Here is a 16,902-nt window from a genome sequence, read left to right as displayed (position 1 = left end):
ACTCAAAACCGACTTATATTTGTTGCCAAATTAATTGACAAAACATAGATAAAAAGTATTGAGCTGAAATTCAATACTTTAAAAATCGACTCCGATACCAACGAAATATCTGCAAGAAAAAGCTTGCCGATTGATCGGATTTTCGACTTTTTTGCAAGATCTCAATGTTGGTTTTTGCATCAATAAATTCACCGCTCACCGAATCCACATATACAGGATAGAAAAGTAGAGTACCAGCGATTAACTGCTCCAAACTTAACGCTCTTTGCCGCCGAAGTTTAAAAGACTGCAAATCGAAAGCGTCATATACTGGCGCACTGAGAAGTATATCTTCTGTAAGCCCCCAACCAGCATAAAAAGGAAGCCCATAAGTTACCACTTTGATTTCTCGCAACAAAGCCTCAAAACCACACAGTGAACTCATGGTATGCACTTCATCCACTTTATCCAAAAGCAGAGAAATATCACCTTTTTCAATTAAACTGTCGTAAAGGGATTTTGCACCTACAGGCATCCCCCCTTCTCTTGCACCTTCAACAACATCTGGGTGGGGCTTATAGATAATATGGGCACTAGGATTTCTCGCCCTCACCTCTTTCAACAAAGCATAGTTACTTTTTATTAGCGGCGATCCAGTGGCAATGGAAGCATCACTCTCAACTTGACCGGGAATTAGAATAATTTTTTTATCCCTCGGAATCTCCAGCTCATAAGGTGACAATTCTCGACCAATGTTATATTTAGTTACTCTTTTATTTATTAAATTATCTCGCAATATTTTTGCTTGAATTAAACTTTCCGATGAAAATCTAGCACTATTGAGATACACTTCCAGATCACTGGAATAGCGGGCATCAAAATAAATACCACACGCATCCAATACCAATGAGCTTGGTTTTACCAGGTCAGCACCCAAACCCGCTGAGCGTAGAAAACCATCTTCAATTCTCCATAAATTTAATTGATTTTGTTGACACTGCTCAACCAAAGAATCTGTAACCTTACTGGCCCACACCAAAATATTGGTATTAGGTCTGGTTATTGCAGCCCTATCAAGAGATCTGAAGAAAGTAATCCTAGATTTATCCCCCAAAAAATTGGGAATAAAACTGCGTTTCCATGGGGAAAATCCAATTCCTAACCATGTCCCCTGAAAACGTTGCCACTGTCTTTTTTGTTCCAAAATCAATGACAACGTATCTTCAAATTCGCATGTAACACCCGTATAAGGATTGATATAACGGCAATAGCGAAGATAGGCCGCACAGAAAATTTCAGTCAGTGTTCGTTTTACATTGCGTCTGTCAACAAACTGGCGATCCTTTGTGAGCCCCCAGCCTGCATAGAAAGGAACACCAAAACAGTGCACTTCCTTACCTGCGATCAATGCATCAAAACCCAGCTGACTGGTAACTACATAGACTTTTTCAACGCGGTCAAATATTGACCATGGAGATAAATCCTGTCCAATAATCCTACAGCCTTCTTGCTTTGCAAGCTCTTGCAAATAACCACGTTTTCTGCCTGAAATAACGTCAGGATGTACTTTGACACAGATCTCAGCACCTGGATTTTCAGTAATCGCACTTCGCAGCATTTCCCTGAAGTGGCTCTCGGAAGCCAACCCAGCGGTTATTGATATATCACCATAAGTCTGGTCTACCACCAGGATCGCCGGACGCTCATCTGCTAAATCCAGAGGGATGTCAACCGATTTATTATATTTGCACAAACGGTGGGTACGAAGAAGATAAAGTCCATTTTCAGCCCTATTGAGTTCTTCAACGCTAAAATCACTTGCACTGATCAAGCCCTCAAGATCACTGGGGCGAGAGGCGTCGTAATAAATACCGCTATAGTCCATGACCAAACTATGCGCTTGTGCTCCCTCCACTCCCAACCCCAGAGAGCGTAAAAAACCATCCTCAATACAGAAGTAAGGAAGTCCATTCCGTGTGGCTATTCGCTTTGCCTTTATCGACGTAGCCTTGAGCCCCCAGCCCACCATTTGGCTTATGTTTCTATTAGGCCTGGAAAATACATATTGACACTTAGCACCAAGAAAACGCTCTAGGGTACGCATTCTGCTAAGCCCTAAAGAGCAGTGCCCAACTACAGGCATTTTTTTGCCTCACTCAGCAGTTTTCCTCTTAAAGCATCATCAGCTGCCAATTGTAAAATGCCTTCTATCCAGAGTGATGGCTCCATAGGCAATAGAATTCCATTCTCCTGATGTCGAACCACCTTACCGTAGATAGCCCCCTCCGCATAAATGCCCACCGCACCTGCCTGCGTAATATCATAAAATTTGGTATGGGATCTTGCCCTATTGAAGGGGCTGTCCAAAAGAGGAGCTAAGCCTATAGAACGTCCCGGCCTCCGTAGCAAGGATAAATAAGTAGGCCATTTCATGGGGTACAGTACCCGTACTCTTGGTACACCACTAAATAAACGATTTACATGTTTATCCCCAATAATCTCAAAGCTCAGATCCGGATTTTCTGCCATTACTTCTTTGATAATTGGATAGAGCCAGTTGATGTCCTCATAGTGGGACGCTGATCCATGATAGAAAATAGAAAGTTGCTGGCCTTTATCTAGATCCAGTGGCTCTGCCGACAATAATTCAGGGGACCAATCCCGATATTTATTCTGTAGAAATGGAGTTGAGACCAGTAATTTCGCCCCTATAGACTTTAGCCAACGCTGTTTGGACCAGCTATAGCGCAGGATTTTGGCCTGATAGCGCACTGGCATCCTCGCGAAGGCCGACCAATCCAACAAATCATCATCAAGAAATACCGAAACGCCAGATAACTTGCTTAAATTCTGTTGTATCAGTGATTGCCAGGAACGAGAAATATAACGTACAAAAATGAGCTGCACCCCTTTGAGCTCACCTTCAGAAGGAAGCTCATTGAAAGTTAAGCGCTTGATATTTACCCCAAGCTTGCGTAAGTAGGGAATAACAAAGTAATCGGTCGAGGGATTAGGCCCCTCCTCTACAACGATCCAACGGCTAGCTACTTCCATTCATACTCCAGTAGTTCAGGTAAATATAGGGTCATCACTTAAAAGGAAATATGATTGGCAGTAGTATCAAAACTGTTATTGAATAGGCAATTGTGAGGGGTAAGCCTGCACGTAAGAAGTCACGTAAATGGTAGCCACCCAAGTTTTGTACAATTAAATTAGTTTGATAACCAAAAGGCGTCAGGAAACTTGCACTGGCCCCATAAGCTACAGCCATCACAAACGGCATCCAACTAACGCCAAAGCTATCGGCTAAACTCCAGGCTAATGGAAATGTGAGCGCCGCTGCAGCATTATTGGTCATCAATTCGGTTAACAACAGAGTCAGCAAAAAAATACCAATAACCCCAACAAATGGTCCAGCCCCCTGGAGTGAATCTCGCATTGACAGAGCAAGACTATCTGCCAGTCCACTACCGGAGAAAGCTTCTGCTAAGACTAACGCACTGGCAATAATGATCCAGATCTGGAATGGAAAGCGCCGTTGTAGTTCAGTGGTAGTAACGATGTTCAATATCACCATAAAACCTAGCAATACCACCAAGCCTTTTAGTAGTGAAAAGAGCCCCAGAGCTGATCCTGCCACAACACTAGCGAACCCCAGCCCCAGTAACCAACTGTCCCTAGAAGTTAGTTGGCGCTGTACATCAGTACCACTGATTACATAGAAATTCTTATCAATATTACGATGGTGCTTAAAATCCTGCCCTACCGCCAAAAGTAAGGCATCACCAGGTTGAAGCTCAACCTCACCAAGCTTTCCGGACAGGCGATCACCGCCTCGGCGCATTGCCACCACGGCTGCATCGAAACGAGTTCGAAACTGACAACTTTTTAAGGTTTCACCGACGATACTGGAATTGGGAGTTAGAACGACCTCTGTCAGGTCCATATGCAGAGTATCATCATCCAATGCAAACAAATGCAGCCCCTCTATAGCCTGGAGCCTTTGTAGGTCACGTACATCACCACTAAAAATCAGCTTGTCACCACTACGAATAAGTTCGGTGGGGGCTACAGGGCTAATACTCTGCCCTCCACGAACAATTTCGATTAGGTAGAGTGTTTCGAGTTGGCGTAAATTGTTTTGCTCGACACTGTGGCCATCCAACGGTGAAGCGGGAATGACTTCAGCCTCCAACAAATACTGAGCCGCCTCCTCCTCTACGGCACCCCCTTCGGGGAGTAGATGATTGCACAGTAACAATACTACCAGCCCTACCATAACCGCGGCACTACCAATAGGTAGGAAAGCAAAAAAGTCCAGTGACGCCGCCCCCCTATCCAAGACAAAGCTATTTACAATCAAATTAGTAGAGGTGCCTATTAGTGTCAGTGTACCACCGAGAATGGCTGCATAAGATAAAGGCAACAGGAGCTTACCTGAAGGATGGCGCTTCTGAGCCTTAACACTGGATGCCAACGCCGCGACAATAGCTGTGTTATTTAAAAAGGCAGAACTCAGGGCGGTAGCACTGGTAAGTCTAAGTAGGCTGGATATTAACTTCCCACCGATCAAACCATCAGATATCGCCCGGAGCCAGCGTGCTTTCTCCAAGCCAATAGAGATTAGTAGTAACACGACCAATGTCACCAAGCCGGGGTTAACCGCCTTTTGTAGCACCGACTCGGCTGGAACTAACCCGGTCAAAAAACATACAATAGCAGCAGAGGCAAAAACTAAGGAGGGACGAACACGAGTAAAAATCAGCGTAAAGATAACTAGACCGAAAATGCCAGCAACAAATAATTGGGAAAAAGTCATAAAATTGGGGGGTCGCTCTGGTTACCTAGGTAGATATTTCACCTAAAAGATATCTTTGGCAAAGGCAAACTATACTAAATCTGTTGCCGGCACCCAACGCCTAGCTTTGCTCCCAACCTCGTAATGAATCTAGTTCTTCTCGCAGGGATGAAGATGGAAGCATACTAGCCCAATAGCTTCTATCAGTGACTAAAGAGATTGGGTTGTTCAGCCCTAAGTATGCCAGTGCATGAACAATAAACTACCTGCTCATAAATTAAACAGGTATCAATCTTAGGGTTGCTCAAAAATTGCTCAACAGATAAAAAACTACCCCCGAAAAACCTCCTCTAAACCCGATATGAAATCTGTGGCAACAAATCCAAGATGTTTTGCGCCAACTACGAGCAAATTCTCAAAGTATATAGCTATGGATTGTGGAATAACGACAAAACAAATGGCTACGTTTTAAAGAGGCATATTTTAAAGAACCAATACTATTTACGGTGCATAGGCCAAATATTATCCACTAAGAAGCAATAATAGGAAAAGTCATGGGCTAAAATTAAATCCTTGGGCACACCCCAGAAATTCACAAACGCCCCTCAGCGCGCAACTTTTTAACATTATATCGCACACACACTACAGCACATTCCACTTATAGTAAGTACTCTAGTAATATAGTCGGAGTCATCTGTGGAGCTTTGATAAGTCTGCCAATGCCCTCTAGGGAAAATCAACTTTTTATCGACTGACACAATCATTCAGCGCCACAAAGGAGCCTTTGTTTTTTCATTTAGACCTAAAGAAAAGTCTTCCCTGGTATGAGTTAAGAATGGGCTGTAGTAGGGATCCTTTCCCTCGTATGTTGACCACCTGGTCTTTAAACACATTGCTTCACGATCAAACCTAGCCCGCTTTTCTGGCGTATTATCAATACCTCGACTAATAGATTCATGGTGATACATTTCTGCCCAAGGTGTCCATAAATTACGATAACCAGCTTCCTTAACCTTCAAACAGAAATCAACATCATTGAAGGCCACCTCGAAATGTTGTTCGTCTAACCCTCCAACAGTTTCATAAATACTCTTTCGCACCACTAAGCAAGCAGCTGTAACTGCAGAGAAATTTTGTGTACACATCAGACGATTCATGTACCCTTCTTCATTGCGATGATAAAATTTATGAGGATGACCTGCTAATCGCCCCAGACCAACAACGACGCCAGCGTGTTGTATACGACCGTCACCATAATACAATTTGGCACCAACACAACCTATTTCTGGCCTTAAGGCATGTGAAACCATTTCATTTAGCCAGTCAGGAGAAATCACTTCGATATCATTGTTTATCAGACCAATAAAATCACCACGAACATGTTGGACACCAAAGTTGTTGATTGCCGAGTAATTAAAGGGTGCATCGTACTTGAGCACTCTAACATTGGGGTATCCTTTCAACGCAGACAAATATTTTAGTGTTTTCGGATCAACACTTTGGTTGTCAAGAACCAGTATTTCATAGTTCCTATAGGTAGTATGATTAACAATACTTTCGATACATTGACGAAGTATCGATAACATATCTCGTGTGGGTATCAAAAGAGAAACCAGGGGTTCTTCTTTTTGAAGGGGCCAACGAAGCTTAAGAACCTTATGGTTTGTCATAGCCTTTACTTCAACATTTCTGCATCCTACATCATTTAGATATGTCTTTAAAATGTGCTCACTCTTTTGTAAATATCTTGTATTATAAGAGGATTTCTGCCTGTGAAAAAGGACTCTAGGGATATGGATAATTTCCCGTTGCGGCTTCTTTAGCTTCCGTAAAGCCAAGAGGAATAACGAGTAATCCCATGCATCTTCAGAAAATAGTCTATGAATTTCAGAAATATCTACTAAACCAGGGGCAAAAAGAACAAATTCACCAATATAATTCCTTGAGAAGAATAGATCTGGATTCCAAGCAGGCTTGAAATCAGGCAGGCATCTTTTCCCAGCTTCATTAAGAAAATCCTCATCCGCATAGATTAGTTTTGCATGCGGCTTGCTCTGTAAAACATGCTGTAGACAAGTGAGAGCTTTGGAGGAAAGTGATGCACGCGGAGGACATAAAAGTTGGTAAGCATCAAAAGAGATAAGATTTGCAAATTGATTTACAGATATAGATTTATCAAACCATTTAATTCTATCATTTCCATTCACAATTTTATCAAGCGCGATAAAAGTGTCTTTTGTAATTTCATCTGAAGGTAAAATAAAAAGTTGCCAAGTTTTATAGTCTTGGTCAAGAATTGAATCGATAGTACTTCGAATAGACTTCAGGGGATCATTTATATCAATGGGCATTAACAATAGAAATTTTATTTTATCTGAGGAATCAAGCGGATCGGGCCAAAAGGTTGGTTCTATTTTATTCACCCAATCTCTATAAGATACACGTACCCCAGTTGGTCTAAATGTGGCGTCGTAGCAAGCCCAACGGTTTGTGAGCCTGAATGGTACTTGTAATTGGCGACGCTTAAGTCGTGAGCGCATTCGATCACGAGCAAAAAAAAACGATACTCGAACAAGGGTTAATTGTCGAATAGTAAATTTACACTCAGTTTGAGCGGGAGAAAACTGTAATTCTTCTCCTCCCCTAGCAAACCAAAGCAAACGCTTGGATATACGTCCATTACGAACAGGTAGGTGAAGCTTCTGAGATTTATTCCTGTCATTCTGCCGTAGGGTGAAAATCGCATTTAAATAGCTTAGATTAGACTCAATTAAAACCTCGACCATATACCATCCACGTGACATATATTTGTTGTCTATGCTAAAATTTGGCTGATTGGTTGTTGATCTTCCCACTACGTTACCATGGGTCTCACTCTTAACTTCTAATCCCTGAAGCGGAATTAAAAGTGGACGTAAATCGTATCTAGTGAAATGAGGAATAGTAATTTTTGAAATTTCAGTTTTCATAAAAACATTAAATAACTCTTCAATATTTTCATATCATTTGTTAAAGCACTGTAATCCTAGAAAAAAACCTATACTCTTGAACGATAAATTTAATTTATTTAAACTTAGATGAACCAAATAATTTAAATAAAAGAGACTTGAAGTCTCTAGTAATACTATATTGTGTTATTGCAGCTTCTTGACTATTAAAATAAGCTTCTAGCTCAACATTCCCACCAGAGAAAATATGGACCATATATTCAGATCCATGGGATTTAGGAAGTGAATTTGGATATTCTAACTTCCAATCAGAGAAATCATATTTCAAGTAGCACATATATCTCTTGAAAATAGGCTTTAAAAATGTTACATCTTCTTCCGAATACCATTCCCTCCAATTTCCATAGGACTTAGTTCTGATAACTCCTTTGTGATTTTTATCAACGGAGATATTATTCTCAACAGGAAAGGTAAGGTATTCTTCTAACTGCCCCAAATTTCTATCAATTAAATCCTCATATTTCAAAATAAGCCAGTCCTTATTAACTGCAGTGAGGAATTTTTCAACTTTTAGATGTAGATCTGTAATTTTTTTTGCAAATCTTGAAAAAGATTTGTGACTCTGGTTAAACAAAAAAAATGTAGGTATATCTTTCGGATATAACTCTTTATGTCTGACTAATCTGAGAGTCCTTTCAAATTTATTCTTATCTGGGTTATGTGCCCGGTGCCACCTATATAAAGTCTGACTGATGAATCTATCACGAGGATCCCTAACAATAAAAATTTTTTTATCGAAATAGTCCTGATAGCGTAATATCTTTGTGGGCGATACTCCAGAATCAAGTAAGGCTTTAACAATCTCATTATCATTTGATTCCACATGGCAATTTACTCCATCTTTAGAATACAGTAGAGATCCATTAGTTTCATAGATATCATATGGCTCAAAAACTTCTTGGGAGCTCCCATGAAGTATATTTTCCATAGATTTCTTCACCATCGTATGTAGAAAAGTGGTCCCAGATTTACTCAACCCATAGATTAAAATCCGCATTAAAAATATTCACTTTTGTAAAAAACAAAAATATTATTACTGCAAAGTATATTTCAAACATGTCAGAAAATATATTCTTTATTTTTCAAGCTCAAGAATAAAGATAACCAAAAATATATTTATATTACTGTAGTTGTTGGAAAGTTAAATTTTTAGTGATTGTCTCAAAAAAGGGTTTCCACGCTTGTTAATTTCATATTTGCTTTACGCATACTTACACTACTCTTTCTGAAAATATATAAACATAAAAGCCAATAAAATTTGCATTTCACAGTATAATTCCAGCTAAATTCTATTCCTTTAACATCCTAAATTGAAGTAAACTACCAGCCTTAGTTTATAAATGGAAGTACTTCAACCAATCGCTGACAGACTGTGATCCTAGATAACAATTGAAAAGATTTTTTTCTTTTAGAACATCCAATTCAATTACTTCAAGTAGTTATAAATCAAAAAATTAAGTGATTAATTCAGATATATTAACGTAACATCCGATTTTATCCTTCATATTTTAAAAAAACAAATAAGTAAAAATGAAATTGCAAGGAAATAATCAAGGAATAAAAGTTATATGAGATCCGCTTACACGGGGTACATCAAGCCTTGTCCTTGCGCTTGTCCGCTTAGAATTATACATATAAATAATTTGTGATATCTTAAAAATTTAGCGTCCTTAAAAAACATAGAACATAAATCAGATAGAAAAACGGATTATTGCAATAATATAGTAATAAAACTAAAGTTAAATAAAATCCACCATAATTTTTTGTGAAAATTTTTTACTATAAAACTTAACTGTAAAGCTATACAGAATTAATTTTTATATTAATAAACTCAGCAAGGTAATGGCTCTCTACCTTCTTCCTTACCCATCGATATATAATGAATCAATGGATTAAATCCACTATCTTTTACATCAGGATTACTATCAAGGTACCACTGACTATCAAAATTAGGACCTGGGTTACGACCTTCAAAAGCGCCAAGTTTCAGATAGTGTAAAGCAGGATTATTGCCTAAAAATTTATCCTCAGTAACGTCTGGATAGGTTGTTAGGTACCATTCTGCATTAAATAAATCCGAGTGACAAATTTGTTCTAGTTCCTTTTTTTGCTTGCGTAATTCTTTTGCCTTCCTTGCAAAAGGAATATTAACAAGAAGTCCTTTTTTATTGTTAGTGCGATTCTCTGGTGTAGCAATTTTTTTACTCTTCTCTTCTATAGACAATCGTAGATCTGTAATTACCATCTCCTTCTCTTCTAATAATTTTGTCAGCAATGCTAATTCTTTAAATCGTTCTTCAACCGAGCTTGTTGCTCCAGAAAGGTCGGATTTTAATGATTGTATACGCAGTTGTAACTGTTGTTTTTCTTGAAGAAGTTTATCACGTTCTTTTACAACAATGATTCGCTTCTGCTCAATACTCTTACAGCGAGAATCAAGTTCAGACAGCGACTCCTCAAGCCCCGCCTTACTTAGCTCTATTAATCTAAGCTTTTCTTCCGTGGATTTAAGTGAGCCTTTAAGATTCTTATTTTGTTCATCCCACTCTTTATTGCGATTTGATAGATCTTTTCTCAAATTATCAATTACTACATCACGATTTTTCTCAGTTTTCTTTTGTTCATCAAGTATGGTACTTCGCTCTTCGAGCTGATGTTCCAAATTTTTAATGGTTAGCTCAAGATTATTGATACTTTTCAGATAGTTATGGTACTTTTTCTCGTATAAAACATCCGCTTCATCTTTCTGTTTTTTAAGAATTTTAAGATCACTAACAAGCTTCTCCAGCTCAAGATTGCGATCATTCAAAGATATATTTTTTTCATCAAATTCCCTTTCTAAAGATTTTAATTCAACTTCTAGGTTTTGATTTTTATTTACAACGTCTGAATAACTTGATTTAAGTTCAGAAAGTTCGCCCTTTATGTGCTCTGAATTTTCTTGTTCTTTCTGTAAACTATCATTTAAGGTGTTTTTTCTTTTTTCTAGATCATCTTTTTCAAGCCATAATTTTTCATATCTTTTTTTATGTTCTGCAAGATCCTTCTCAAGTTTAAATTTAATATCTCGCATCTCATTTAAACTTTTGTTTTTACTTTCTAAAGACTTCAAACGTTGAGTGAGATCATGATTTTGTGTTTTAGCATTTTCATATTTTTGCTCAAGCACACTAATATTTTGTTTGAGATTATCTGCCAACCGTTGTGATTGATCCTTCTCTTTTTCTTCAATCTCCATAGCTTGTATCCACTGATCAAGCTCGCCCTCTTCAACCGTCAATTGTTGTAATTTATTATCTAAATCGAATATTCTTTGCTCGAGTGTTTCGACATATTTCCTAGTTTTTTCCAATTCCAGATTGGTTTTCTCAAAACTCCGAACATGCTTTTCAAGCTTGACTTTTTCGGTGTAAATGGAGTCATACTTACTATGAGATGCTAAAAGCTCCTTCTCTAATTTTTCTATACTTTGTTTTGATTTTTTCCAAATATCCTTCTGAGACTTAAACTTTTCTAACTCCGAAGTAAGCTTTTCCTTCTCTACTGTCAAATATTTTATTTTTTTGGCATTTTCACCAAGTTGATTTTTTAAATCAGATAAAATGGTTCGGTCTTTTTCCCAATGTTGCTGTTTTATATGATATTCATGTGCCTGAACTGAAAGTTTCTTATGTTCTTTTTTTGAAAGTTCATATTTTTGAGACAAATTAGTAAGGTCACTCTCTAATTGTTCAGCTCTAATCTTAAAAGGCTGCAATTCCTGAATTTCGACATTAAGAGTTTTTACTTGGCTTTTTAGATCTGCTGTCTCTAATAAATCTTTTTCAGCTTTAAGTTGATATTTCTTATAATCTATCTCTAATTTATCGGCATGACTCTTGACTTCTGCCCATTTATCTTGCTCAGTTTTAAGCTCCTTTATTTGATCTCTAAGTTTTCTTTTCTCTATAGAATCCGTCTCAGATTTACAAATTAATTCCTTAATTTTTTTCTCAAGATTTTCAATTTTAGTTTTAGCATACTCCCACTGTTTTTTTTCAAGATTAAGAGTCTTCAAATCATTCTCAAGTTTATTCCTAGCTGAAATAGAAGATTCATGCTTACGGCTAACTTTCTCAAGCTCTTTTCCCATTTTCTTACAGAGAACTTCCATTTCACGTAACTCATGATGCTTCTCTCTTAAAGTTTGCACTCTATTTTTTAATTTTTTCTTAACTTCTTCTCCATCATCAAGTTTACTTTGTAAAATAGAAATACTTTTATGCAGCTGTTCTGCATGTTTTACCTCCTCCTGTCGTTGTACACTGATTCTTTGTAGTTGATCTTGAAGCTGTTCCTTTTCTGAACTAATTATTTTATATTTATTTTCAGACTCCTTAAAAGCTTCGTTTATTAATTCAAGTTTTTCTTGAGAAACTTGCGAGCGTTCTTGTTCTTTACAAAGCAAATTAACTTGTTCTTTAAGATTGATTTTCTCACGTTCATTTTTCTCTTGCTTACTTACAAGATCAGCCTGAACTTTTTCCAAGGATTTTACTTGGGCCTGATATTTTTTTCTAAGTGAGTGTTCCTCATCAAAGAGTTGTACTTTCTCTTCTAATTTATATTTTGCAGAAAGTACTTTCTCATTTTCAGCTCTTAAATCTAAGCAATCTTTTTCAAGCTGCTTGGTCCGATTTTGTGAAGACTTCCAATTCTTTTGCTCTATCTGAAAATCTATGATTATATTTTCAAGTTCATCTTTCTTAAAGATAACACTTTGATATTTAATTTCTTTTTCCTTAATTTCACTTTTTAATTTTTCTATGTAGATTTGAGCCTGGCTCCACAGTAATTGTTTTTCCTGTAATTCATGGATATCCTTTTCGAGGTTATTCTTTTCTGAAGTAATAGATTTAAAATTGCGCGTTATTTGTTCAAGCTCAATCTGCATCTTCTCAGCTTGATTGCGAATCTGAGAATAATTCTTTTGCTTCTTCTCAATTTCATTTAACTCTCTTTCAAGTGCTAACTTATCCTTTATTATGTCTTCAGATTTTTTCGAGAGTTCCAAGTAACTTTTTTCAAATTCTTCAGACCGGATTTGCTCTTTTTGTCGCTGGTCTTCCTTTTCTACCAATACAGATTTTAAGCTTTCATTTAATGCACGCTGAGCATCGAGAGCCTCCTCTTTGTTATTAAGTGTTCTATTTACATTATCCAATTGATCTGTCAAAGATGAGAGTTCTTTACCATGTTTTCTGCGGGATTGTCGCTCAATAGCTAGTTCAGATTCTAGCGACTTAATCTTCTCACCTTGTGATACTGAAGTTTTATTTTGAGACTGTCTTTCCTTGATATTTTTTGACAGCTCTACTTGTAATTTATCCACCTCTTCATTTCTTGTAGATAGCTGCTCATTCAAAGCCTCTATGCAAGAGTTGAGTGTGCTCCCCTTATCTCGTTGTTGCTCATACTTTTGTTGAAGGTCCTGTAGGCTATTCTGTGTCCTAATCAATTCTTCAGAGATTGATTCAGATTTTAATTGGTACTTTGAAAGTTCACATCGATATTCCCCACTTGCTGCTTGCAACTGAAGTAGCTGTTGATTACGCTCATCCATCTGGAGGTACTGGTTTTCCAACCGTTGGCGTAGCTGAATTATTTCAGACTTTAATTCATCACGGAACTCCTGCAGGATACTAACCCGTTCAGCTAATTGGCCCCTTTCTTGGGCATGTCGCTCTAAAGACTGCTCAAAACGTTGATTGAAAATAATTAATTCATTTCGCTTGGATTCTAATAGATCTCTAGTTTTATCATAGTTATCACCTAATTTCTGAAGTTTCCCTTCGTTCTCATTAAGACGTGCCTGCAGAGCCTCAGCCTTCTGCTGGTATTCACCAGCAAATAAAGAGTCTTTACAAGTCTTTCCCAAACGAGCAAATACATCTCGAACAATCTTTATTGCTGAATTGGATTCACTCCGCTCGAAAAGTTTTACTAGCAATGGACTCAACTTACTTCCTAATGAAACAACACCTAATCCCTCTCCATGTTGGAATATGAAAAATGGTTTATCTTGAGCAAGATTATTAAATGTACTAAATGTAGTATTACTTTTAACGCGTTTTGATATGCCTGGTACCAGCAAAATACCATGAGGGGACATCTTAGAATACCAGCATGAAAGCAAGCTTTCTAAATCCTCATCGACATCAGGATTTACCAAAATTAAATCAATACTGGAATCATCAAATTGATTTACGGCTCTCATTAAGGGGCTGTCAAGGAAAAAAGAGAAACTATCATAATGCTTATCATTGTAGTTTCGTGTCTGATTTCGTAAGGATGAGCTTTCATTTATTTGTTCATTACAAATAACATAACAACAGCTATCTAACCTTAGTCGTTGTATAGACTGACAAAGTGCAAAGTGTGCGACCCCAGACTCCATTCCTAAGGAAACCGAAACTTTTGGTTGATGTGCCTCTGTTAACCAGAACAAAAAAGGGACATGCTCAAGCCAATAAGAAGTCTTAAGATAATCTGGCTTCCAAAACATGGAACTTTGAGCTAGAGTATTGATCGCTGGTTTTATAGCTAATTCAGATTGCATTTCTAAGTTCCTTTTTAGACTTGTATCCCTTGCAATTACTAATAAGTATAGCTTAGTTATTCTTTGTAACAATTATCCCGAAAATCTAATAACAAAATAACTTGTATTTTCTTTTGAAAAAGATGTGAAGCTTGTATTAGGGATAGGTTAAATTATTTAACTAAATTTATTACGATGCCCTAGAAAATATATTTTTATCAATCTAGGAGGAATCATTTTGATCTTAGCTAACTAATATTAATATTTTTTAAATATTAGAAACTTGTTATGATGAAATACTTAAGCCCCCAATAACTCCGAGTTTTTTGTGTGCTTATTTAAGGGTTAGTTTAACAATTTGTAATGACACCCCATAAGTCACCCTTTGTGTCTTATACATATGCCGGAATGAAAGTACACAAGTAATGTGCCTGACCAACGGTATATCCTCAAAACTCTGATTGGATCGGGACTCTCGACTCACCGTCGTGATATTTCAAAGAAATTCTTGTAATCGCTCTGTAAACTTATCATGTTTCGTTAGACTGAAAATATACTATTGTTAAAAGTTGCTCAGCTAATAGTGACTCTTCCGTATCCCTTTCTAGATTCTTAAAGTCACTAACTGAACTCCCGCCACCAATTACACTCGGTTTCTATGGATAAAAAAATCTAATTCGTTCCACTAAAAGATATTCATTATGAGTGTTATATTTAAATAAACATCAATCAAAGGTTTGATTGTTTAAAAAAAGACATATTTCTTTCGAGAGATTTTAGGTACTTAGGATCATTTTTTGTGAAATTCTTCAGAAATTGTGAACTTAAAGAATCTTCTATATTATTTAAATTCTTCATGCGACCCAATCCCTTTTCTAAAGTTAGGTATTCCAAACTAAAGTTATGGTCTTTTACCCAGCGCTCGCATATGGTCTTCTCTTCTTTACGAATAGTATCATCCATCCAAACTTCAGCCCTGCTGGTCAACTTATTGAAAAGAGCAGGTAGCGCTGGGTACCGACTATATGGACAAGTAGCTCCCGGTGGTCCATCTATCCAAAGCAGATCAATATTATCAATTCCATCAAATAGAGACAAAGGATACCAGTGGCAAGGACTATTGGAATCGTCAGAGTTTAAATGTTTACCGCTCCAAAGTTCTAAATCACCAACTCTTAGATCAACCCAAGATTGCAAATACTCAACCTCGAGTGTAGATAATGTTTGAGCTCCATAATTATCGCTATGCTCAATAGAAATTAACTTACCCACTCCATTCTGGCGTAAAGCATCAGCAATGACCAGTGTAGAAGCACCGCTGCCCAACTCAACGACTATAGCTGGACGAGTAGACATAATATGTGTATGTAATAGAAGCAAAACGTCGGGAGATGCAGCCCATCCACGTAATGGTGGTAACTGCCCCTTAATTGACAGGCGTTTCTGAAGCCAGCTAAGGCTTTCAAGCTGAGCGTAAACACGATTCTGAACAGTTATTAAGTCTCGTGTAAGCTTACTAGCATTGTCTTTTCCTGATTGAATAATTTTCTCTTCAATACTTTTTAATATGGTATCAAGATCATCCAATTTCATTCTCAACTGTGAAGTTATTTTTAAGAATTACTTATAAATCAAGAAATATCAATATTCAAAAGTTATTACAATAGTAAACAGAAAATCCATTTGAAGAAAATCAATTATAACACATTTTTTAAAAGATAATAAAGATTAAACCAAATAGAAAGAGCGTTTTATGAAATATGATAGGTGTCATAGTTTTTGAAATTATTTTTATTTAAGGCATTTAAGACCATCAAGCGATCTTGTAGTTCCAAATCCTTTGTTTCTAATAAAATATCTTTAGAATATTCCCACCAAAGACTATCCAAAACTGATGAAAATAGAGATGAATCGATCCTGTATTTTATATGTCTTGCTGGTGAACCAGCAACTACGCTGAAATTACTAACATCTTTAGTAACAACAGCATTTGCTCCAATGACCGCACCTGTACCAATCCTTATCCCAGGTAAAATTATAGCTCCATCACCTACCCATATATCATTTTCTAAAATTACTGGACTTGTTGGTGTTTTTTTTGATAACCCCGGATAGGTTGTTAAATTTTTCATGGAGTGAGATCCTGCGCCAATGGTTACACGCCTACCAATAGAGCAATATCTTCCTATAAAGCATTGTTTTAAGTATCCACCCTCGCCTATGTAAGAATGTGCACCGATAAATGACCTAAATTGACCTGTTAATACTAAGGCGTTAAGCCTCACAGATTCTTCAAAGAAAGCATTCTTTAGCGCCTTTGGGCTTTTTATATTTATATATTCACAATCTAAGCTATCAATATATGTTGAATAATTTTCAGGTATGTTCGGTAGTTCCGATAAAAAAAGGGCTAATTTATCAAACAGTAAAGAGTTAATTGCATGCATAAATCTAACCCTCACTATAGAATATAATATGAATTAAATGTCGAGTTTAATTAAATAGTATATCATAAATCTAAAAGAGTAAACATCATTGGC

General features: G+C 37.1%; 8 protein-coding genes. All 8 read right to left on the bottom strand.

Features of this window, described 5'->3' with window-relative positions; genetic code table 11:
• Positions 1 to 70: 70 nt before the first annotated feature.
• The 8 genes from ACJJIJ_RS01335 to ACJJIJ_RS01300 all read right to left on the bottom strand — a co-directional run bounded on the left by ACJJIJ_RS01335 (position 71) and on the right by ACJJIJ_RS01300 (position 16,809).
• Positions 71 to 2,083, bottom strand: a complete 2,013-nt coding sequence (locus tag ACJJIJ_RS01335) for a capsule polysaccharide biogenesis protein (RefSeq protein ID WP_444938445.1) — start codon at positions 2,081 to 2,083, stop codon at positions 71 to 73.
• A 29-nt stretch (positions 2,084 to 2,112) separates the two neighbouring features.
• On the bottom strand, positions 2,113 to 3,033 hold the full coding sequence (locus ACJJIJ_RS01330) for a glycosyltransferase family protein (protein ID WP_444938444.1): 921 nt from the start codon (positions 3,031 to 3,033) through the stop codon (positions 2,113 to 2,115).
• Positions 3,034 to 3,067: 34 nt separating this feature from the next.
• Entirely contained in the window at positions 3,068 to 4,798 is a 1,731-nt protein-coding gene (locus tag ACJJIJ_RS01325; RefSeq protein ID WP_444938443.1) for an SLC13 family permease, read from the bottom strand.
• 743 nt (positions 4,799 to 5,541) lie between these two features.
• Entirely contained in the window at positions 5,542 to 7,746 is a 2,205-nt protein-coding gene (locus ACJJIJ_RS01320; protein WP_444938442.1) for a glycosyltransferase family 2 protein, read from the bottom strand.
• A 94-nt stretch (positions 7,747 to 7,840) separates the two neighbouring features.
• The gene (locus ACJJIJ_RS01315) at positions 7,841 to 8,782 is read right to left on the bottom strand and encodes a sulfotransferase domain-containing protein (protein ID WP_286037005.1); all 942 of its coding nucleotides are present in this window, start codon (positions 8,780 to 8,782) and stop codon (positions 7,841 to 7,843) included.
• An 834-nt stretch (positions 8,783 to 9,616) separates the two neighbouring features.
• Positions 9,617 to 14,383 carry a hypothetical protein gene (locus ACJJIJ_RS01310; RefSeq protein WP_444938441.1) on the bottom strand — a complete coding sequence of 1,589 codons (4,767 nt, stop codon included), beginning with the start codon at positions 14,381 to 14,383 and terminating at the stop codon, positions 9,617 to 9,619.
• Between the two features lie 708 nt (positions 14,384 to 15,091).
• A complete protein-coding gene (locus tag ACJJIJ_RS01305; protein WP_252084750.1) occupies positions 15,092 to 15,955 on the bottom strand; it encodes a class I SAM-dependent methyltransferase in 864 nt (287 codons plus the stop codon).
• 158 nt (positions 15,956 to 16,113) lie between these two features.
• Positions 16,114 to 16,809, bottom strand: a complete 696-nt coding sequence (locus ACJJIJ_RS01300) for a CatB-related O-acetyltransferase (protein WP_286037004.1) — start codon at positions 16,807 to 16,809, stop codon at positions 16,114 to 16,116.
• Positions 16,810 to 16,902: the final 93 nt, after the last annotated feature.

It is taken from the genome of Microbulbifer mixtoriginis (SeqCode) (genome assembly GCF_052467945.1).
Note: the sequence above shows the minus strand (reverse complement) of the source record. Positions and strands in the feature narration are given on the sequence as shown.